Source organism: Lachnospira sp. (assembly GCF_016290755.1).
In the GTDB taxonomy this organism is placed as follows: Bacteria; Bacillota; Clostridia; order Lachnospirales; family Lachnospiraceae; genus Lachnospira; species Lachnospira multipara.
In genome coordinates this window covers 1-21,963 of record NZ_JAEEVD010000031.1, presented here as the reverse complement: position 1 = coordinate 21,963, position 21,963 = coordinate 1, and the positions used below count along the sequence as shown (strand labels likewise).

The 21,963-nt window shown below is 33.7% G+C and carries 21 protein-coding genes and 1 tRNA gene; 6 read left to right on the top strand and 16 right to left on the bottom strand.

What is annotated here, in order from left to right; all coding sequences use genetic code 11:
• Nucleotides 1-49: 49 nt before the first annotated feature.
• The 3 genes from QVA17_RS08345 to QVA17_RS08335 all read right to left on the bottom strand — a co-directional run bounded on the left by QVA17_RS08345 (nucleotide 50) and on the right by QVA17_RS08335 (nucleotide 2,378).
• Nucleotides 50-928, bottom strand: coding sequence for a LysR family transcriptional regulator (locus QVA17_RS08345; RefSeq protein ID WP_027430112.1), 879 nt, complete (start codon nucleotides 926-928; stop codon nucleotides 50-52).
• Between the two features lie 9 nt (nucleotides 929-937).
• Nucleotides 938-1,777 (bottom strand): MBL fold metallo-hydrolase, encoded by an 840-nt coding sequence (locus tag QVA17_RS08340; RefSeq protein ID WP_287387833.1) that lies wholly within the window; start codon nucleotides 1,775-1,777, stop codon nucleotides 938-940.
• Nucleotides 1,778-1,892: 115 nt separating this feature from the next.
• Entirely contained in the window at nucleotides 1,893-2,378 is a 486-nt protein-coding gene (locus tag QVA17_RS08335; RefSeq protein ID WP_287387830.1) for a ferritin, read from the bottom strand.
• Between the two features lie 267 nt (nucleotides 2,379-2,645).
• Between QVA17_RS08335 and QVA17_RS08330 the strand changes: the two genes are divergently transcribed.
• From QVA17_RS08330 to QVA17_RS08310, 5 genes are read left to right on the top strand one after another with little or no spacing between them, the layout of a single operon-like run.
• Nucleotides 2,646-3,587, top strand: coding sequence for an ABC transporter ATP-binding protein (locus QVA17_RS08330; protein WP_287387828.1), 942 nt, complete (start codon nucleotides 2,646-2,648; stop codon nucleotides 3,585-3,587).
• Entirely contained in the window at nucleotides 3,587-4,732 is a 1,146-nt protein-coding gene (locus QVA17_RS08325) for an ABC transporter permease (protein ID WP_287387825.1), read from the top strand. Before QVA17_RS08330 ends, QVA17_RS08325 begins: the two co-directional genes overlap by 1 nt.
• Complete coding sequence (locus QVA17_RS08320; RefSeq protein ID WP_287387822.1) at nucleotides 4,719-5,906, top strand: ABC transporter permease; 1,188 nt, start codon at nucleotides 4,719-4,721, stop codon at nucleotides 5,904-5,906. The genes QVA17_RS08325 and QVA17_RS08320 overlap by 14 nt, the downstream gene beginning before the upstream one ends.
• Nucleotides 5,896-6,891 carry a sensor histidine kinase gene (locus tag QVA17_RS08315; RefSeq protein WP_287387820.1) on the top strand — a complete coding sequence of 332 codons (996 nt, stop codon included), beginning with the start codon at nucleotides 5,896-5,898 and terminating at the stop codon, nucleotides 6,889-6,891. Before QVA17_RS08320 ends, QVA17_RS08315 begins: the two co-directional genes overlap by 11 nt.
• Nucleotides 6,892-6,921: 30 nt before the next feature.
• Nucleotides 6,922-7,617 (top strand): response regulator transcription factor, encoded by a 696-nt coding sequence (locus QVA17_RS08310; RefSeq protein ID WP_287387818.1) that lies wholly within the window; start codon nucleotides 6,922-6,924, stop codon nucleotides 7,615-7,617.
• Nucleotides 7,618-7,772: 155 nt separating this feature from the next.
• Here QVA17_RS08310 and QVA17_RS08305 read toward each other — a convergent pair whose 3' ends face one another.
• The 5 genes from QVA17_RS08305 to QVA17_RS08285 all read right to left on the bottom strand — a co-directional run bounded on the left by QVA17_RS08305 (nucleotide 7,773) and on the right by QVA17_RS08285 (nucleotide 14,200).
• Nucleotides 7,773-9,563 carry a Na/Pi cotransporter family protein gene (locus QVA17_RS08305; protein WP_287387815.1) on the bottom strand — a complete coding sequence of 597 codons (1,791 nt, stop codon included), beginning with the start codon at nucleotides 9,561-9,563 and terminating at the stop codon, nucleotides 7,773-7,775.
• Nucleotides 9,564-9,840: 277 nt separating this feature from the next.
• The gene (locus QVA17_RS08300; RefSeq protein ID WP_287387813.1) at nucleotides 9,841-10,629 is read right to left on the bottom strand and encodes a hypothetical protein; all 789 of its coding nucleotides are present in this window, start codon (nucleotides 10,627-10,629) and stop codon (nucleotides 9,841-9,843) included.
• 759 nt (nucleotides 10,630-11,388) lie between these two features.
• Complete coding sequence (locus QVA17_RS08295; protein WP_287387810.1) at nucleotides 11,389-12,087, bottom strand: DUF4230 domain-containing protein; 699 nt, start codon at nucleotides 12,085-12,087, stop codon at nucleotides 11,389-11,391.
• A gap of 196 nt (nucleotides 12,088-12,283) precedes the next feature.
• The gene (locus QVA17_RS08290; RefSeq protein WP_287387808.1) at nucleotides 12,284-13,123 is read right to left on the bottom strand and encodes a hypothetical protein; all 840 of its coding nucleotides are present in this window, start codon (nucleotides 13,121-13,123) and stop codon (nucleotides 12,284-12,286) included.
• Between the two features lie 192 nt (nucleotides 13,124-13,315).
• Entirely contained in the window at nucleotides 13,316-14,200 is an 885-nt protein-coding gene (locus QVA17_RS08285; protein WP_287387806.1) for a L,D-transpeptidase family protein, read from the bottom strand.
• A gap of 239 nt (nucleotides 14,201-14,439) precedes the next feature.
• On the opposite strand from QVA17_RS08285, the gene QVA17_RS08280 reads away from it, so the two are divergent.
• Nucleotides 14,440-14,514, top strand: a tRNA-Pro gene (locus QVA17_RS08280).
• Between the two features lie 71 nt (nucleotides 14,515-14,585).
• Here QVA17_RS08280 and QVA17_RS08275 read toward each other — a convergent pair.
• The 8 genes from QVA17_RS08275 to QVA17_RS08240 form a co-directional block, all read right to left on the bottom strand.
• Complete coding sequence (locus QVA17_RS08275) at nucleotides 14,586-14,993, bottom strand: flavodoxin family protein (protein ID WP_287387803.1); 408 nt, start codon at nucleotides 14,991-14,993, stop codon at nucleotides 14,586-14,588.
• Nucleotides 14,994-15,218: 225 nt separating this feature from the next.
• Nucleotides 15,219-16,769 carry a glutamate/gamma-aminobutyrate family transporter YjeM gene (yjeM, locus tag QVA17_RS08270; RefSeq protein ID WP_287387800.1) on the bottom strand — a complete coding sequence of 517 codons (1,551 nt, stop codon included), beginning with the start codon at nucleotides 16,767-16,769 and terminating at the stop codon, nucleotides 15,219-15,221.
• 269 nt (nucleotides 16,770-17,038) lie between these two features.
• Nucleotides 17,039-17,713 (bottom strand): ABC transporter ATP-binding protein, encoded by a 675-nt coding sequence (locus QVA17_RS08265; RefSeq protein ID WP_287387798.1) that lies wholly within the window; start codon nucleotides 17,711-17,713, stop codon nucleotides 17,039-17,041.
• A gap of 2 nt (nucleotides 17,714-17,715) precedes the next feature.
• The gene (locus QVA17_RS08260) at nucleotides 17,716-18,822 is read right to left on the bottom strand and encodes an ABC transporter permease (protein ID WP_287387795.1); all 1,107 of its coding nucleotides are present in this window, start codon (nucleotides 18,820-18,822) and stop codon (nucleotides 17,716-17,718) included.
• Between the two features lie 13 nt (nucleotides 18,823-18,835).
• A complete protein-coding gene (locus tag QVA17_RS08255) occupies nucleotides 18,836-20,050 on the bottom strand; it encodes an FtsX-like permease family protein (RefSeq protein WP_287387792.1) in 1,215 nt (404 codons plus the stop codon).
• Between the two features lie 17 nt (nucleotides 20,051-20,067).
• Nucleotides 20,068-20,430 carry a LytTR family DNA-binding domain-containing protein gene (locus tag QVA17_RS08250; protein ID WP_287387789.1) on the bottom strand — a complete coding sequence of 121 codons (363 nt, stop codon included), beginning with the start codon at nucleotides 20,428-20,430 and terminating at the stop codon, nucleotides 20,068-20,070.
• Between the two features lie 18 nt (nucleotides 20,431-20,448).
• Nucleotides 20,449-21,384, bottom strand: coding sequence for a hypothetical protein (locus QVA17_RS08245; protein WP_287387788.1), 936 nt, complete (start codon nucleotides 21,382-21,384; stop codon nucleotides 20,449-20,451).
• 11 nt (nucleotides 21,385-21,395) lie between these two features.
• Complete coding sequence (locus QVA17_RS08240) at nucleotides 21,396-21,755, bottom strand: hypothetical protein (protein ID WP_287387786.1); 360 nt, start codon at nucleotides 21,753-21,755, stop codon at nucleotides 21,396-21,398.
• Nucleotides 21,756-21,963: the final 208 nt, after the last annotated feature.

Here is a 21,963-nt window from a genome sequence, read left to right as displayed (position 1 = left end):
TTGAGAATATTCTATCAACAAAAAAATAGAAGGTAGAAACTAATAGTTTCTACCTTCTTGCATTCTTTTTTAACTCTTTTTCAAGCTTTAACAAGCATTCATCTTTTCTTTTTTCGCTTTTATAAACCAGATAGACACTCCAAGGAATGGCGTCTTTAATAGGGATTAGAGCTACATTTTCAAAAAGCCCTTCTCTATTATGGATGTCCACATCGATTCCTATTCCAATGCCTTCTCTAACAAACTCATAAATCATGGCAGCTTCCATGGTTTTAATGCGTATGTGTGGAAAAAATCCTTCGCGCTCGCAGGAATTAATCAAGTTATCATAAGCCTGATATTTCTCGTTTAAACTAATTAACTGCTCATCCTTTAAGTCTGCTATCTTTAGGCTTTTCCTATTAAAGAGCTTATGCCCCTTTGGCACAACTGCGCACATGGTCTTACTTTCAAGCTCCACTTCAATAACATTCTCTGCTGCCACACGGCCAATTACTAGGCCTAGGTCTATCTGATTTTTGGCTAGCTTTTGCTTAACATCAAGGTTTGAGGATTCCTCGATACTTAGCTCTACATTTTCAAAATCCTCTTGTATCTTATCAATGACACTTAAGGGCAACATCCTGATTAAACCGCAGGAATAGCCTAGTTTAAAGATCTTCTTCTTGCTTTTAATCTCTTCTAGACCTTCCTCAAGCTCTCTTGTGCTCTCCAAAATTCTGTGGCTTTTCTTATAAAAGAAAACTCCCGCTTCTGTTGGCACAAGGCCTTGCTTTGTTCTATCAAAGAGCTTAACCTGAAGCTCTGTTTCAATTCTATCCAGGGCTTTCCCGAGTCCCTGAGGTGTGATAAATAAAGACTTCGCTGCCTTATTTATACTTCTTGCCTCATAGCATTCCATATAAAAACGTATATCTTTAATATCCATATTAACTCCTTATGCTAATTTTACTTCATCGCCAGAATGCACGTATTCTAGCTGATCTCCCATGATTTCCTTCATCATATCAAAAGCTGGGAGGCCTGTGCAATGACAAGTGTAAAATTTAGTATTGTAAGTCTTTAATACATTTGCAATCTCTTTAATTTCCTTAACCTCATCCTCTGTGTAATCGGAGTTCTTCTTTAAGTGGAAGCCGCTAATTACATAGTCTGGAGTAGATTTATACTTGTAAATGTAATCATCCATGATACTTAAAATTCCGTTATGAGCGCAGCCTGAAATCAGAACGCTTTTATTGTCGTCCCTTATAACTAAGAACTGTTCGTGCTTAAAATCGTCCTTCACAAATCCGTCTGGCTTCTTTACTAGAAGACGGTCGTTTGTAAATGGAAGAGGATGAGTTCTTTCCTTGATGGTAAAAAGCTCAAGCTCCTCATCGATTTTAAAATTACCGCCAATCTTCTTTAGATTATCTAACTTACTTATTTCTGGATCAATTCCTATATATCTATATCTTTTTCTTCCTGCCTCCACGCCATCATCAGCGTAGTATTCACGCTCCGCAAGGGCCTGCATATAGATAGTTGCCTGATTATTTATTTTTGTAAAAGGCATTATGCCACCTGAATGATCATAGTGACCGTGACTTAGCACCACCGTGTCCACTTTTTTCAAATCTATATCGAGCTTTTTGGCATTCTCAAGTGTCACATCGGATGGTCCTAAATCCACTAATAGCTTGTGACTTGTGGTTTCAATATAAAAGGAAAAACCATGGGCACAATCAACGCCACTACATCCTTTTGTGTTTTCGATTAAGTTTTGAATTCGCATATAGGCCTCCTTCCAATTTCTTTTTATATAATAGCAAAAAGTATTATCTTTGCCTAATTATGAAAAAACCCTTCAGCCATAGAAGCCGAAGGGTAAATTACTGTAAAGCGGCTAATTATTCGCGCTTTTCAATTTCCTTATCTAACATATAGAGAAGTCTTCTATCCCCTCCAACGGCCTCAACCCTTGAAATCATCTTTCTTGAATTCTCCTCTTCCTCCTTTTGCTCCTCTATAAACCAATCGAGGAAACTTTGAGTTGTGTAATCATTTTCAGCAACCGCCAAATCCATAATCTTGCAAATCTCTGCGGTAATGTACTGCTCGTGCTTGTCCGCCTCAATTACTGCAGCCAAGGCACTTTCTATCTTAATATCCACCTTATCTATGGCCTCAAGGCACACATCCTGCTTAGAATCTAGAAGATAATCATAAATCTTCATGGCATGCTCCTGCTCTTCTGTAGCCTGAACTCTATACCAGTTGGCAAAGCCATATAATTTAGCCTTTGTAAAAAACTTAGAAATTCCCAAATACAGGTAAGCAGAGTAAAACTCCTTATTTACCTGTGCATTAAGCAAATCCGCTACATTCTGTTTCATAGTCCGTCTCCTTTGCTATTTATTTAGTTAACACATGTATATCTATTGCTAGTTTACCATATCTATAATTAGAATACAAAGTTTTTATTTTTATGAAAATGTAAAAAGACATGACATTTGTCACATGCAGGAAATGACTGCAATCACTAGTGTCCAGAGCGGGAATTTAATATTATAATTTTAGATTTACGAAATTGCTTTTAACTTGTGTAAGTTAATGCTAGGTAAATTGATAATAATAAGGGAGATTAATAAGGAGATAAATTTATGAGTGATTCAATCGTTAAAGTTAACAATTTAGTTAAGCGATACAAGGAAAAAATCGCAGTGGACAACTTTTCACTTGAATTAAAAAAGGGGGAAATTCTAGGACTCCTAGGACCTAACGGTTCTGGAAAAACTACAACTATTAACTGCATTTTATCTCTTCTAAGTTTCAACAAGGGAGAGATTATGATTTTCGATAAAGAAATGAGCCCAAAGGCCTACGACATTAAGTCAAGAATTGGGGTGGTTCCCCAGAATGTGGCTATTATGAATACTTTGAATGTATATGAAAATGTGGACTTCTTCTGTGGGCTGTATATTAAAGAAAAGCAAAAGCGCCGTCAGTATGTAGAAGAAGCCCTAGAATTTACAGGCCTTAGCGACTACAAGAAATACAAGCCTAAGAAGTTATCTGGTGGTTTACTACGAAGACTTAACATTGCCTGCGGCATTGCCCATAAACCAAGTTTAATCATCTTTGATGAGCCAACAGTTGCCGTTGACCCACAAAGTCGTAACGCAATTCTTGAGGGCATTAAGGAAATGAATAGACAAGGGGCTTCTATTATTTACACTTCTCACTACATGGAGGAAGTTGAGGAAATCTGTAGCCGCATCATCATTATGGATCACGGCAAGAAGGTAGCCGAGGGCACAGCAAATGATTTAAAGAATTCCTTAAAGATTCGCGAAAGCATTTGCATAGGAATGCCTGCCATAAATGAAGATATACTTAAGGATATCAAAGGCATCAACCATGTCTATGACGCTAAGTATAGCGAGGGCGAGCTTGTTATTAGCCTAGATGGGGGCGAGCATAATCTTGTACATGTACTTGAATATTTTAGTGAAAAAAATATACCATTCGGCCATGTACAAACTAAGCTACCAACACTAAATGATGTCTTCCTAGAAATTACTGGAAAGGAGTTGCGTGACTAATGTTTTTAAGAATATTTTCCTATAAAATAAAGCAATTAATTAGAATGCCATGGCTTGTGGGCTGGAACTTTCTCTTTCCATTAGTCCTTGCAAGCGCCTTCTATCTAGGCTTTGGCAATATGATTAAGGATGACCCAAACCGTTTAGACACTATTGAGGTTGCCTATGTGGCTGGTGATGGTATAAATAGTAACTTTTTATCCGTTATAGAGGAGCTTTCAAAAGAGACAAAGGATCACGGTAAAATCCTTGAGGTCACTAGCTTTGATAGTTTAGAAGCTGCTAGTGATGCTTTGAATAAAAAAGACATTGAAGGAATCTATTACCAGCATGATGACAGCATTGAAGTCATTGTTACTGAAAATGGTCTTATCTCCACTAGTCTTTCTCAGATAGTAAAGAGCTACCAAAATTACCAAGCAAGTTTTGAAAAAATTTTATCAGAGAAGCCAGAAGAAATTGACACTCTTATTGCTAGTATAAATTCCAATATGAGTTTTTTGAAAAAATACGACTTTAAATCTGGGGTATCACAGTATATGCAATTTTTCTATGCCCTACTTGCCATGTCCTCACTTTTCTCATCGTGGGTAAGCACAGCTATGATGACAAGTCTTTGTGCCAACCTTTCAGAATGTGGTAAAAGATTTGAGCTGGCACCAGGACATAAACTAAAGGCAATATTTGCTGGAATCCTTGCAGGTACATTACTTCAAACTCTTTCAAACACAGTGGTTATCTGCTATGTAGAGTACTGCCTAGGTCTTCACTGGGGCGCACCAATTTACATGGTCATTGCCATAACTAGCCTTGCTAGTGCTCTTGGTATCTCAGTTGGTACCTTGATTGGCTCTATCTTTAAAAATGAAATTGCCCTCTCTATGGTACCTCTTGCCTTTACCATGACATGTTCCTTCTTTTCAGGACTTATGATGGGCGGCATTCAGCAGATCATTCAGAATTTCTGCCCAATTTTAAATAAAATCAATCCTGCCACAGTATTTACAGATAGTCTATATCAATTAGCTTGCTATGGCAAAACTTCTGCCTACTATCAGGATTTAGGAATAATGGTGCTTATGATTGCCATTTGCCTAATTATTAGTGTTCTAATTTTAAGGAGGAGAAATTATGACAGTATTTAAGGCTACGCTTCTATCTCTAAGAAGCTTTTCACAAACAATAATCATATACTTTTTAGTATTTGCCATATTTACAGTTGTTAGAGCTAAGGTTTCATCTAACTCTAGTGCCGACATTTACAAGGATACAAGCCTTAACGTGGCAGTGGTAGATTTGGATAAAAGCGACATCAGTGAAGCTTTAATTAGCTACCTAGATTCTAGTCAGAAAATTACAAAATTAAATTTAACTAGCGAAGAACTTGACTTTAAGGCAATCAATGATAACGTTCGTTTTGAAATTTACGACTATGCAATTGTTATACCTAAGGATTTTAAAAATTTACTTCTATCCGGAGATTACGAAGATTCAATCCAGTATCTTGCTTCTGCAAATTCCGCTAGCGGTTATTTGATAAGTCAGAAAATAAATACATTTTTATCAGACATCAAAACTTACCTAGACTGCGGATATAGTGAGGAGGAGGCCATTAACATCTCCCTAGAGCAAGTGGAAAAAACGGACATTGTAGAGACTAAGATTTACTCAAACAACGACTATAAGTCAACTACTAACAGTGCTTCCATTTCAAGCTCATTTATTTTTAGCGCCTACTCTTGTCTTATGATTCTTACAGTTTGCATCGCTTCTGTACTAGGATTTTTAAAAGATAAGGACTCAAAGAACCGAATAAATATCAGTGGAAAATCCTTTGCTAGCCGTAACAAAGAGCTTATCCTTGCGGTTTTACTAATTGGCTTTGTGTTAACAACTTGCTTCTTTGTTTATTCCGCAATTCTTGGAAGAAATCAGCCAGATTTTCACATGCTTTTCTTCTATGGAATTAACGAAATTTTCCTAATGTTTTTGGGAATTGGAATTGCTTACTTTATATGTTCAATAACTTCAAATACAAACCTTATAAACATGCTTTCAAATATGATTGTTCTTTCCATGAGTTTCCTATGTGGAGTGTTTGTTCCATCAGAGTTTATGTCGGCGGCAGTTGTGAAATTTTCTCAACTTCTCCCAGTTTACTGGTTTGTAGATTGTTGCAAATATATTGAGCACCACAGCGTCTCAAATGTTTTTAGTTCCCATTTCATAGAATGTTTGCTTATTCAATTAGTTTATGCAATAATATTCTTTGTAGCAGGAATTATTATTAACAAAAAGAGGGAGCAATATGCTTACTGATGTTTTTATTAGACTAATTGCAGCAATTTCGCTGATAATTTTATTAAATGCAAATGACATTACGACAAGTTCAGTCGTAGTGTCAATTTGCACATTTTTATTCTTAGAAATCACTATCTTAATTCCAAAAAGGAAACTAGCAGATGCACTTATCTTTGTGCCTTTCGTAGTTTGCCTAATTTTTCTAATTATAAGGAAGCCGACAAATTTTCCTATATACTTGGCCTTCCTCTTATTGTCTTTAGTTTTTACCTATGTTTCCACAATTCTTTACGAAGAAGTCATAACTTATAAACAAAAGCTCTACAAAACTCGTGATGATAGTGTGGAAATCGAGAGTTTACTTAAAAATAAAAATAAGCATTTAGTGCTTGAACAGGACCAGCAAATTCACCTTGCTACCCTAAACGAGCGTAACCGAATTGCTAGAGAAATCCACGATAATGTAGGCCACATGCTTAGTCGCGCCATTCTACTGCTAGGCGCCATTAAGACTATGAATTCTGATGAAAATATAATGCCCCAGCTAGAGATGCTATCAAACACTTTAGATGAATCCATGGAGAAAATGCGAAATTCTGTCCATGACCTTAGAGATGACTCTATTGATCTTGCAAAAAATTTTGACGACATTATAAAGGAACTCACTAATTTTCAGGTTTCTACAGAGTTAGATTTTGAAAATAATTTACCAAAGGAAGTTAAGTTTAGTCTTATTGGAATCCTAAAAGAAGGAGTCACAAATATAATTAAACACAGCAAGGGTGACAAGGTTTCAATTATTTTGCACCAAAACAGAAACTTTTGTACTCTTTCTATTTCAGATAATGGGAAGGTTGATTCAGATATAAAGAAAAAGATTCAGTCCGGAGTTTTTGAAGGAATCGGACTTGAAAATATAAGGCAGAGAGCTAACGCCTGCAACGGTGATGCTTACTTTTATTGTAATGATGGTTTTACAGTCTTTGCCAGATTAAATTTCTAATAACAAGCTTGATAGCTATAAGGAGATAAAATGCAAAAATCTATTTTACTAATTGATGATGACGAACTTATTACCATGTCCCTTGAAATGATTATTTCAAGCAAGGAAGAATTTAAAATTGTAGGAAAAGGACATAGTGGAAGGGAAGCTATTGACCTTTATGAAGAGTTAAAACCTGACCTAGTTCTTATGGATATAAGAATGGAGGGCATGAATGGATTAGAAGCTGCAAGGGAAATTCTAAAAAATCACCCTGAGGCAACTATCCTATTTTTGACTACATTTTCAGATGACGAATATATTATCGAGGCCTTAAAACTTGGGGTTCGCGGCTATCTTTTAAAGCAGGACTACAAGGCATTAGACACTGCCCTCACTGCTGCCATAAATGGCCAAAGCGTCTTTGGGGGAACTATTATAAATAAATTACCGAAACTTATAAACGCTGGGACTGCCTCTAAAAATGATGCTGCTAGCCTTGGAGCTAGCACCACCACAAGTTCAGCAACTGTTACTCTCCCAAGCTTTGACTATGCCGCTGCTGACATTACCGATAAGGAATTTGCTGTAATTCAATTAGTAGCAGACGGTTATTCAAACAAGGAAATTGCTGGCAAACTTTTCTTATCAGAGGGAACTGTTAGAAATTATCTCTCCACAATTTTGGAAAAATTAGACCTAAGAGATAGAACTCAGCTTGCGATTTTTTATTTAAAGAATATCTAAATAAGATTTACTGTATTTAATTGTAAAAATAAGACATGTAAAAAGTGCTATAGATAGTGATTATAAAGGCCTTGCCCATCACTTTCCATAGCACTTTTCTTTATGGTTAATTACTTGTAAGCTTAAGTTGTGTCGCAATCTACTTATAATAAATTTTAGCTAACCTCGTCTAATTCCGGTAACATGTAGATTTGCTTTAGTCTAATATACTCTTTTCTAAAATATGGGTCGCTACCCTTAACCTTAACATCCACGTATTCGTGCATGTCTAGTTCATCTGCTTGAATCTCAATTAGAGCGGCTGCAATATTTGAGCAGTGATCTGAAACTCTTTCATAGTTTGTCAAAATATCCTCTAACAAAATTCCTGCCTCCATTGAGCACTCCCCACGTTTCAATCTATCAATATGTCTTTGTTTCATCTCCATTACAAGGTCATCAATTACCTCTTCAAGTGGCTCCACATTTACAGCAATCTTGGTATCTCTTGTGGAGAAAATATTTAGGGTTAACTTCATAATATTTTTAACTGCAACTCCAAGGAACTTCAATTCCTCAGTAGCCTTGAAGGAGAACTCTACATTTTCATCATTCTTCTTTTTAAAGGACTCGGCGATGTTAATTGCATGATCTGACATTCTCTCAAAATCGCTGATGGAATGTAGCAAAATCGACAATTCGTGGCTATCGTCCTTGCCCAAATCCTTGCTTGCCAACTTCACAAGATAAGTTCCAATCTTATCCTCGTACTCATCCACCAACTGCTCTAACTTTATAACTTCTTCCACCTTCTCGTCAGAGTATTTAGCCTGAAGGTCGAGAGCTAGTAAAATGGCCTCGTTAGTGTGCTCAGACATCTTAACTACAGCTTTCTTACAAAGTCTAATTGCATAAGAAGGTGTATCTAAGAATCTTTCATCAAGGGCTGCAAGCTCTGCCGGTCTAACTGGATCATTTTCATTATCCTTATGATTTCTAACTGTGAAGGTTGCAAGTCTTACCAACTGGTTTGCAAATGGGAACAATAGCACTGCGCAGCCGATGTTAAATAAACTGTGAATTACGGCAATTCCTGCAGCGCCGGCTGAGGCTGTTAGGAATGTAAAATGCATCACACTATTTATTGAATAGAAGCCGATCATAAAAATAATTGTTCCTATTAAGTTAAAGTAAAGATGAATGAACGCTGCTCTCTTAGCATTCTTACTTGCTCCAATTGCTGAAAGCATAGCAGTTACGCAAGTTCCGATGTTCTGACCCATAATAATTGGAATTGCTGTTCCGTAAGTTACCGCACCACTCATACAAAGGGCCTGCAAAATACCTACGGATGCTGATGAACTCTGGATTACCGCTGTAAGCACGGCACCTGCTATCATTCCAAGTATTGGATTTGAAAATGCAGTCAACATTCCGGTAAAGGCTTTATTATCCTTAAGTGGCTCAACCGCTCCACTCATTGTTTCCATACCAAACATTAATATTGCAAATCCAAGTAAAATGTTACCAACTATCTTCTTTTTTTCACCATTCTTACTTGTCATAATACATACAATACCAATTGCTGCAAGTATTGGTGAGAAGGAACTTGGCTTTAGTAGATTAACAAATACATTACCACCGCTAATTCCTGTTAAGGACAAAATCCAAGATGTGATTGTTGTGCCGACATTAGCACCCATTATGATTCCAACGGCCTGTGTAAGTTTCATGATTCCTGAATTTACAAAACCTACCACCATTACTGTTGTTGCCGATGATGACTGTATTACTGCTGTTACAAAGGCACCGAGTAAAAGTGCCATAATTCTCTTCTTTGTTAACTTCTCTAAAATCTTCTCAAGCTTTCCTCCTGAAAGCATTACAAGACCATCGCCCATGGTGTTCATTCCGTAAAGGAAAAGAGCGAGGCCACCAATCATGGTTAATACTCCAAAAATATCCATAATATCTACCTCTTTTTCTTTTTACAGTTTGATTGTATAGGCCTTCTGTAAACTTAAAGGGGTGGTCTGTGTAAAATCTATGTAAAATTTCTTGTGACTATTCTGTTCTTAATCTCTTCTTCTAGCCACAAATCCTTATTATTTTCCTAAAAGATAGGAAAAAGCGTGTGCCCTAGATTTAGAATACACATCATTACAGGCACACAGGAAGCTTTTTCCAACTATTTTTTTACTATTTTTCTTTTGTTTCTTCTTCATTCCAACTAATCCCTATAGACTATAGTAATTCCCTGAACATCTTTCTTATCCCTTTTATATCTAGCGGGCTATTCTCTGTTTCGTAGGTGAATAGCAAATTCTTACCTAGATAAATTCCATTGTTTCTGTACTCATCAAGCTTTAAAAGATTGCTGCTTAAATACAGCTCATCGTCTAACAAGCCAAAATGCTCAATGTAAACTTCTTGTCTTGTCTTTTTATTTAACACAGTGAAATCTGGAAATTTGATTGTTCCGTTTTTAAGGACTAAAGCCTTTTCGTACTTGTATGGAATTTTCAAATCATAAAGAATATCAGCAATGATTGCTTCGGATTTAGAACGTACCATTTCTCCTCTTTTTGTTGAATAAACCTTGCATTCCGGCAAGTAATTACTTGTTTTATAACTTTCTTCCTGCCAGTTTTTAGCATAAATATTATCTGGTAAAATGTAGGGATTTACTAGATTTTTTCTAGTAAGCGATAATTTGTCATAGGACATATCAGAATTGTTTTTTGATAAATGTGTGATTACACTTTGTAGATAAAGGATTTCAGATTCTGCCATTTTTATAAATTTTCTATTGTAACTTTTCTGGGCTAGTTCTCTAGCAAATTGGTGGTTATCTTTCTTGATGTACTCACCTAAATCGGAGGCCTTTTGATTCATCCAATAATATCTAACTCTTTTGTTACTTGTTGAAACTCTGAGTGAACCCTCGGGAAAATCTTGATCTTTCTTTGCCAACCTTAATGCGCAGTTTAAGTTTGCTAATCTAGCCTCTAGCATCATTAGTAATTCATCCATAGTGAATCTCCTTATTTAGTTTCTTTAGTGATGGGATTAATCAGCAATGAATTTTGCCTTTGTTTATATTGGTTTTCTTTTGTCTAATATCTTTTTTCTCTTTTGTAAAAAATTTACCTGACCATGGTTTCTTCTTTTGTAAAAATTTCTTGGATAGTGTAACATGCTTTTTTTCATTTGTCACGAAAAACTTTGCTTAAAGTTAATTAATCATACTAATAAACGTAGAATTTCTCTAGCTTTAAGGCTTGAAAAAAAATTTTGATTTCTAATTTTTCTCCTGTGCCTGAGATATTACTTTTCAATTTATTTAGGCACTAACTTTTGAAAATGCGACACCACCCCTCAACTTTTTACAAGCCCAATTTTGGCTACAAGCCCCACAAACTTATCCAAAAGGCACAAGAATACTAAGAATCAAAGACCTCCTAAAAAAAGCTTGTGCTCTATTATCTAGATTAAATCAATAAAGGCACAGGATCTGTAAGTTCTTCTTAAACTCACACAATATCCTGTGCCTTATATTAGTGGAATGTATTGTTATAGCCAATTTTAATAGATTTCCTGGCAACGTCCCAGAAATTTCTTGTGCTTAAATTAAGAGATAAACTCCCTCACAGGCACAAAAGCCCGAATTCTAGTATGTTTCACAAGCCCTCCGGACCTTATAACACTTTAAACTGCTTCAAAAGCCCGAATTCCGGCGTGTTTCACAAACCCTCCGGTCCTTATAACACTTTAAACTGCTCCAAAAGCCCACTACATAAACACTATCTCATACTCTTCAAAGTCCCCTAAAAACTTCTCAATCAAAAGCTTTAGATTGTCCTCTGCTTTTGTATAGATTCCATCGTTTTCAACTTCTTCAAGTCCTTTTTCTTCAATTTCAGATATCAACTCCTGATACTGAGAAAACTCGATAGGATTTAGAATGTTGTTCTCTTCGCTACAATTCATTGTGTCCCAAATCACGTAGTTATCGTTAACCTTAGCTTCTGGAATAGAGATGAATATCTTTTTATCAGCTTCTGCCACCTCTACATTTATAGAGTCAAGATCGTAACCTACCTTTACAACGCCTTCACACTCTATTGTTATGTTGTTGCTGGTAAATGGAATTTCGAATTTTTCCAACAATTCTCTTGTCTCTTTTTTTCCATAAGTAATTGAATAAGTTCCTTGGTAAGTACTAAGCTCGCCGATTTCCTCAAGCTTTACCTTTACTTCTTCCACGGTTACCTCTCTTACTTGTGTTTCCCCTGGAAGGCTTAAGCCATCATCACTAGTTGTTGAAACCGTCTCTGATTTCACCATCTTAAAGCCAGCAGAAATCATAACTATAAAAGTCACAAGACATCCAAGCCCAAAGCAGATTATTCTTGTTAAAGTTTCATTAGATAGCTTGTCTTTATTCTTTTTTATTTCAGAACTCGTATCAGTATTTTTCCTTTTAAACATCTAGCCACCTCCTAGTAAGTCTCTTTTTTTCAAACGGATAATTGAAATCCTCTTCTATATCCAAGCTGTGATCAACACAAGTAAATAAAATAGCGCAATCACTGCCACTAAAGTTATAACTATCTTCTTTAATAATTTCATGCCTATCTCCTTTCGCCAAATCACTAACTAGAATAATATAATATGCAGACTTTATTTAAAAAAGAGGCTTATAACACAATTTATGCATCTTCAAGCCAAAAATTCCAGTTACATCTTCTAAGTAAAAGCCATAACTTAGATAGTTTGCTTTTTCATATAGTTGTTTTGTAGTGCCTATTTTCTCTGTTTTTCCATCACTATATTCAAACTCGATTTTGTAAACCCTAGTTCGAGTTTTAGTTCCTGATATATAAGTACTAGTATCTATTACTTTTACATTTTCATAAGAATAACTAGCTGTTATATTAACCAAAGAGAAAGTAAGAATTATAGAAAGCAAAACCGAAATTATAAAGGTGGGGAAATTTACCCCAAATTTCTTAGTTTCAATCAACTTTACCAAATGCAAAAAGATAAACATTATAATAGCTATGACAATTATCACAATCCCCCATCTTAATTCATTAGAAAAGTTGTATTTCCTTAATACTTTAAAAATCAATATCAATGATACTGATAATTCTAATAGAAAAATGTCACAATTTATACGGTCTTTTCTTACTTCGCCCTCTTTTTTACCTTTTTTTGCTGTGGATTCTTTTGAATAAACTTTACCTCTGTATATAAAAATAAAAATAACATCTACTGTAATAATCATTATGTTTATAGCAGACAGTAAGAAAATCTTTTGATTTGTGGTGACATTAAAGTCGAATTTCTTTGAAATAATGCCAAATATAAAAAATGCAACATAGGCAAGTACCCCAAGAGCTGCCAAAATATATGCAAGCCTTTGTCCTTGCCTGACAAGCTTAATATCCTCATAATACTGCTCGTTAAAAGTACAAGAATTGTTATTGTTATTACTTTTGTTTCTTTCCTTCTTTTGGTTCATAGTTTACTTTCTCCTCTATATCCATGCTGTGCTTAACACTAATAGAAAAAAATGCACAATCACCATCTAGAATAGTACAAAACTGCGAGTTAGACAAGTTTTTATCTAACCCGCAGTTGGAAGAGATTATTATTTATTTTTATTAGTAAATCTTGCTTACGATGTGTTGAAAATGTTAGTGCTAATCAAATACTAGTATCCCCCTATATTCTCCTTATTATCAATGAGAATCTTACAGCCTGGAGCCACGTTTCTTATAATTGTAAGCATATTTTCCTCAGAAACTGAAATGCATCCAGCTGTTGGACGTCCACTACTTACATGAACAAAGAAGGCTGAACCTTTACCAGGGATACAAGCTGCATTGTAATTAAAGGCTAAAACATAGCTATAAACAGCTATTTCAGAGATATGCTCAGCACTTGTCCAATCTGGTGTCACCTCATTTGTTGTGACAAATTTGTTGTAATATGCAGAGTTTACGTCATCCACCCAGTAGTAGCTATCGTCACATTGTGTGTAGGAAAGCAGAGCTCCCGGATTTGCGGCATTTCCAAATGCAAATGTAAAATCATAGACTCCAATAGGTGTCATCTTCATTCCCTCAGAAGTCACACCCACTCCTGCAGAACCTACATATCCATTACATACTAAAACCTGCTGCCAATTTCCAGAAGCATCCTTATTATGAAGTGAAACTTCTGCCTTTGTACCACTTGCAGAAACCACTAACAACTGATTTGTTGTTGATGCTATATTTAAATAACTTACGAAATCTTTTGTCTCCTCCACGGTCTTTTCCTGAACTGCTACAGTTTCATCAGACGGCGTGTTTTCCATATTTTTGCTTAAATATGCACTTTGACTTAAATATGTTTCAGACTCTGTTTTTTCTTCCTCTTTAGTTTCTTCCTCTTTAGTTTGTTCTTCTAGTGCTAATTCCTTTGCTTGACGATTCAAGGCATAGTTATGCCTTTCGCCTTCCCTGTTATAATGCATTAGCTCTATGTGCTCATCTTTTATCTCTTGAAAATGTAATTTGTAAGTTAGCTCATCACTTACACTTTTAGAGTGCACCTCCCCCTTACAAGCAAGCAAATTGGGTATAAAAAACCCTATAATTACAAGCTTTTTTAAATGTTTATTCATATTGATCACGTTCTTTCTTTATACTATATTAATTATATTATAGGGTTAGTGATAATACAATTGAATATATAGTGAAAAAATATATATTTTTAAGCAAATTACCTTGACTTTTATTTTAAATATGGTATTCTATTAAACGTCGCTAAAATAGTAAATAAGCACACTTACGGGGTGTGGCTCAGCTTGGCTAGAGCGCTTGATTTGGGATCAAGAGGTCGCAGGTTCGAATCCTGTCACCCCGACTATAAAAAATCCGTGAACATATAACATGTTCACGGATTTCTTTGAATCATTAATTATTTATTTGAGTCTTTTACTTATACTGTCTTACAAAATTAACTGCAGCAATAATATCATCTGCATTAGGTCTTCCTTTATGAATTCCCTTAAATTCACCCTTGCAGTGAAATTCTTTAGAATCCATAGCTACACCAACCTTATCAGCTTCTGCCTTAACTTTCTTGTAAGTTGAGTTTAACATAGCTGCTGAACCAAAGTTTACAATCTTTCCTACTTTATCCTTAGATAATGTTGAAATAAATTTCTTTACCTCAGGATCTATGTTAAAAGCATAATATGAGTTTCCTAAAAATAAATAATCTACTGCTTCTGTTACAGGTTCTGAAATTGGAAGAGCCTCTACTCCTAATTCCTTAGCCATTGCTTCTGCCATTCTCTTAGTATTACCTGTTCTAGTGTAATATCTTACTGCATACTTCATAAAAACAATCTCCTTTTAATTTAAATTGCATACATTCTTATTGCGTACAATGTATATATTTATAATATCACTTTTTACTAATATTTCAAGGCTTAAATTCTAAAAAATTTATTAGAGATAACCGGCATAGATACATTTTTATAAAAAAAAAAAGCGCTATCTACCGGGCCTAAAGCCTTTCGATAACGCCTCTATCTCTAAATCATAAAGATCTATATTCTTAAATTATGCATCAGCATTAGCTTCATCTTCTTTAACGTTAGCTGATACTGTATCTGGATTCTTTGCCATCTTCTTCTCATAATGAGTATACATAATCCAAGCAACAATACCAAAGATTACTGGACCACTAAGTGACCAGAATGTTGTTAAATAATCACCGTCAAAAGCTGGCTGAATGATAGCGAATAGATTTGCTAAGAAAAGAGTTATTGTTACTACATAACCCCAGAAATTAGCTGATCTCTGAGTCTTATAAACTTCAAAGCTTCTATCTACATTCTTTAACTTCTTAAATCTTGGGAAAGCAAAAGAGATAAACATATAAGGCACTGTCATACCTACGTTAACCATTGCTGTTAAGATTAAGAAGAACTGCTGCATGTTATCACCACCAAATGATACTAAGAGGATTAATGCACATACAATTACACACTGAATCCACATAGCATGTCTTGGCATACCATCTTCATCGACAACACCCATCTTACCTGGCCATAATTCCTTTGGAGTACCATCGATAATCTGCTTTAATGTTGAATAAACAAGTGTAAACATAGCACCTAATAATGCAAGTAACATAATAAGAGCATAAACTCTTGCAAATATGTTAGAAAGTAAAGTCTGAGTTGCTACCGACATACCAAATGCCTTACCAAACTCTGCTGCAAAATTTGACATAATTACATAAGATACATTACCAAGTGTAATATTGCCTGCACCAAGAATTTCCTCGTAATTTGTAAATGAACCTACTAACATGATAAGAAGTGCATAACCAATAACAATAACTACTGCTGCTGTTACGATACCCTTAGGGAAATTCTTCTTAGGATTCTCTGTCTTATCAACAAGACCACCTACAGCTTCAATTCCACCGTAAGCAAATAATGCATAAACGATGAAAGATAAAATCATAATAGGGCTACCCTGATATGCTACGTTAAGTGGAGTCTTAAGTGACTCAAAACCAGCAAAAGGCTGTTCTAACTGTCCATGACGAGCAATAATCATTATGATAGAACCAACTACTACTAAAATATTAATTGTAAGAACGGCTGTACCACCAATTGATGTTACCTTTCTAATCTTATCAATACCCTTTGTTACAAAGAAAGTAATTAAGATAAAGAAGATTACTGCCATTACACCAAGTAATCTTGTGCCTGATAATAAATCTAAGCCAAAGAAAGACCACTCGCTTGTGCAATCCTTACCAAAAATTATATTAGATACTGGTACCCAAATACCAGAAGATACATTAACCATCCATAATACATAAGATGTGTACCACATAAATGTACCGATAAATGCGTACTTAGGTCCTACGGACTTACACATCCATGAGTACATACCACCTTTTTCTTCTCTGAAAGTTGAACCAAATTCTGCCACCATAAAGGCGAATGGAATAAAGAATAAGATACCTGCAACAACAAACCAAGGAATTGCTGCATATCCCATTAAATAATAAGATCTTGGAATGTTATTAAATCCATAGACTGATGTAAAAATCATCAAGATTAGGGCCATGAGCCCAAGTTTTTTCTCTTTCATACTTTACATATGATGCATAACCAACTCGCACCATATCTCCTTCCTTGTTTTTATTTAGTAATAACTTATTCTAATCTTTGCAAATGCAACTCTTAATCAAAATCAGAATAAGACTATTATTAAACCAATTTGAAAATATAATACTATCGATTTTACACCATTTACTACATAACTACTTTAGCGTATGAACGCGTTCAAGTATTATACACTAAAAACAAAATTCTTGCAAGTTGCCACAATATTGGCAAAACCTGCAAGAATTTTAGGTTTTAATTCTTAATTATCTCATCTTTTATTATCTTACCATCTACTATTCTTATTATCCTGTCTGTTTTATTGGCCACATTCTCATCATGAGTTACTATTATTATTGTCTTGCCTTCCTTATTAATTGAACGCAGGATTTCCATTACATCTTCACCTGTTTTTTGATCTAGAGCTCCTGTTGGTTCATCACATAATAATATATCATTATCCATGGCTAGCGCCCTTGCTATTGCCACTCTTTGCCTTTGGCCACCTGACATTTTAGAAGGCTTTTTACTTGCTTCATTTTTTATGTCTAATTTATCCAAAAGTTCAACTACCCTTTCTTTTCGATTTTTTCTTCTTTTTATAAGAAGGGGCATTTCCACATTTTCATAAGCAGAATAATTATCTAGCAAGGCATAATCCTGAAAGACAAAGGAAATGTTGTTACGTCTTATTTTTTCTAATTTTCCCTTCGAAATCTTTCTAATATTATTACCCTTAACTATTACATCTCCTGTAAAATTACTATCCATGCAGCCTATTACATTTAGTAGAGTTGTTTTTCCTGAGCCGGAAGGTCCCATTATTGCTATCATTTCGCCTTCATTAACTGTTAAATCTATTCCTGCTAAAGCTTCTTTTTTATAATCTCCAGTTTCAAATACTTTTTTTAGATTTTTTATAATTATCATTCTTATCTCCTAGTTCTCATTTCTACAACGTCCATTTTTACTACTTTTACATATGGATAAATTAATGATAAAACCGCAATTACTATAATTGTAGCAAAAACTACTAACACATTTATAAAACTTACTCTAATTATATTTGATAAAAGTCCGATTTTTTCAAATACTTTTGTTACTATTAAAAATAATAATAATGCAATCGCGCTTATTTCCACATATCTTGTAAATAATTTTCCTATTACAAATCCATTAGATGCACCTAAAGTCTTCTCTATTTCTAACTCTTTCCTATGTTCTATAAAGAAAAATTCCGATATTACAAGGCAGTTACAAAGACAAAATAAAGCAACGCTTAATTTCTTAGCAATACCTGTTCTATTTAATGTTGTTGATACAGTACTTTCTCCCAATCCATTTACTTTACTAGATTCCAGATTAAGCCCATTATCTTCTGACTTTAAACTTACATATACATCTTTATAAATATCGAAAATATCTATATTGTTACTTCCAAGTTCTAGCTTAAAATCACTATCTTTATTAATGCTTTCTAATGTCTTATCGCTTATACAATGTATATTTAGAACAATCTTATAATCCCAAAAATCCGACCTATTACTACCTAGCACTCCAACTACCTCATATTTTGTTGTTGCTAAAGTAATATATTGTTTACCATTTTCTTCATAAGCATATTTTAATTTATCACGTCCTATAGCTACTACATTTCTTCCTATATCACTTTCCTCTGTTCCTGGAATATGACCTTTAATAAGCTTATAAGGCAATTCTTCATTATTTACAAGTACAAGATCTACTATATTAGGCAGTCCCTGTTCTGAAAAGCTTAAGGATAAGCCCTTAGTTACGACTATATTTCCCCTATCTATATTTAAAAAATCTTCTGAAAAAATATTCTTTTCCTGTGACTTATATAAGTCTATTTCTATTCTAGAATCATAAATTGATTCAATTCTATCTTTCTCTCTATTCTCCGCGTTATTATATAAATTAAGTATGCCAAACACACTTATATATATAACTATTTGTCCTATTAATACAAAAACAAATGATTTCTTATACCTGAGTACATTCTCTAATAATCTTTTCATATCATGCTCCCCTTTACTCATTCTCTGTCTGCACAAGGTCTGCTAATCTTAGTTTACTTGTAATATAAACAGGTATAATACTTGATAAAGCCACTATCACCACTGATGTTAAACACATAATGATAGGTATAAATATCATTGCTGTTTTATAATGAATTAAATACAAAAAATTTATATTTATATTTATATCTGTCTGACTTATAATTAAGGTTCCATAATACAATTTTTGATTTATCATCCATCCAATAATGGCACCTAACATGACTATTAATAGATTCTGCAATATAATCTGTAAATGTATACTTTTTGACTTCAGTCCATTTATCATTAATATTCCATAATCTCTCTTATCTAGCATGATATAAGTAACTGACATTGTGGTTATGGTTATAATTGTCACAACTCCAACAAGAACTAATAAATAAAAATCGTCGCTATTTAATATATTCTTTTCTTTCAACTCATTTTTTATTTCCTCTGCTCTATTTACTACCCTCAATTCTATTCCATTGTCCAATGAATACTTAATTAATTCCTTGGCTACATTATCAAATTCATTCTTCTCTGTTATAAACTGAATATAAGAAGAATTAACGCTTTCTCTTTGAGTCAAATCATCCATCACTACAACTCCTGCGCTATCTAAGTTGTACAAATCAAGATTTGTCCATCCACCAAATAAATCAAAGTCATGATATATAGCACTATCCTCTTTTAAAAAGCCATACACTTTATAGGATGCATATTCATATTCAATAACTTCTCCTAGTTCGTATTTTCCTTTAAAATCTGGTCCTAATAAAATAGGTTCATATTCAGTTTCTTGTCTCATTTCTTCAAGTGTTTTTTCATCCACATCTACATTCACAGATTCAATTATTGATGTATCAAATGAAAATATTGGTATTTCACTATTACTTTTCTGCGAAAAAATCGTACAACCACTTCTAAATCCAGCGCCTTTAATTCCATGAATATCATTCATTTTATTTTTTACTTCTATTGCTGTTTCTAGTGAGTTACTTGATTTTAGCAATTGGACAAAACCGACCTGCTCTTCGTCGATTCCAAACATATTATGTATTCTATGCACATAATATAAAGACTGTACGTTTTCAGTTAATTCTCCCGAAAACATATAAAAAGAAATAGCACACATAGCTATCATTACCAAGATTGAATATGGTCTCTTTAATACGCGCTTAAAAATAATCTTGATATTAGTCATTATTTCCCCCCAAAAAACTAAATAAATTCTACACTTTCCTCGTATTTTCCTATATATTTTATATACTGTGTCAAAACCTCTTTATATTTATCTCTGCTTATATCAATTTTGTCTCCAGTATGCATTACTACTTTTTTATTAACCTTATCTATCTCTTTAACATAAAGTAAATTGATCATTATAGACTGATTAGGGTTAATAAAATTTTTCTCTATTAATCGATTCTTATAAGTTTTAAGACTTGCCCTAATCTTTATTTTTAAATCACTCATGGCTAGTTTTACTTCTAAATAATGCCCATTTACTTTTAAAAAAACGACTTTATGAAGTATCAATTCATCTAATACTTCGTTTGAAATACATGTGTAATTATTATTCATTGTACCCCCAATTGCTAGCTAATTTAAAAATTTATCTTTGTTTTGTTCTTTCCATGCCTCATATTCTGATTGGTTTGTTATGTTATATCCATAATTTCCATAGATTTCGTAAAAGCAAATTTCATTACCCTCATTCTCAAATCTTACATAATAATCCTTATACTTATTTGTATCGTTTAAATCTGTAAAGTCTATATAAAAAATACCGCTTTCTCCAAAACTTTTAGATAATACTAAATCAAAGCTGTTATATTCTTCCATAACTTCACTCGTAAAATTATAATAATCATCAGTACTATATATGTTATCATTTCCCAAATAAGATTCATAAAAATCAGTTGGAACTCCATATACATACATATTTATATCTGTTGTCCAGCTAAAAAAATCTTCATAAAGAGCCACTGAAATTGCATAAATATCTGCTTTACCTGTATAATGGGATATCTTTTTACTATGAGAATCTTCAGTATTAACAAATGGTTCATCAGAATATCCTATGCTACCAAAAAAGAAACCATCCATTCTATTATAAAGTTCATTGATTTTGGTCATCCCTACAAATTTATTATCTTCAAAAATTGGTTGAGAAAAATAAGAAGAAAATAGATATCCACTATATTTATGAAATTCAGTTCCATCTGGTTTCAATTTATTCTTCGCACCATCATCATTATTATTATCAGCATATGGGATGCTGTGTATTACATACGTATCATCGTGATACATTGGTATATAAAACGGTTTTGATTCATTGTTTTCATCGATATAATAATCTACTAACCTCCATCCATCTAATACGTCTTGATTTACGGTATTTATATCATCAGAATTATTTTCATATGTATAATTATCAGTTATTATTTCCGTTTCTATACTACTTTGCATTTTTGTGCAAGCACTTGAGGATACGCCTACAACTAAGCACAATAACAGTACTACTTTCTTTTTCATATCACTCCTTTTTAATAAAATAATTTTATTGAAAACTTATGGTTAGCACCATCAAATGATGTCTTATGTGTTGTTTCATAGTTTTCTATGTATTCATATCCAGACTCATAAAAACTATCTCCCCTTTTTTGTCCAAAATCTAATACTGTTTCTTCTCCGTTATAATATGTTTTTTTAACATTTAAATATGAATGTGTAGTCCCATGATTTCTTATAGTACTTGCATTAACTTTATAAACGCCATCTCTACCATCAACATTTAAAAAAGCAGATCCATAATACTCTTCTCTACTAATATTTGCTGCCATAACTACTGTTGTCATCAAGGTTACACATACTAATGTTGCTCCCAAAATTTTTCTAATTTTCATCCCCAATACCTCCATTGATATGTTTTTCTTTAATAATATTATATTATTTTTTTAATTTCAACCACTTGGCTTTATTCCGTTAATTCTGGTTGTATTCCGTTATTTTAGGCTGAATTTCGTATCAATCAATTTAAAAATTTATCTTTGTTTTGTTCTTTCCATGCCTCATATTCTGATTGGTTTGTTATGTTATATCCATTATTTCCAT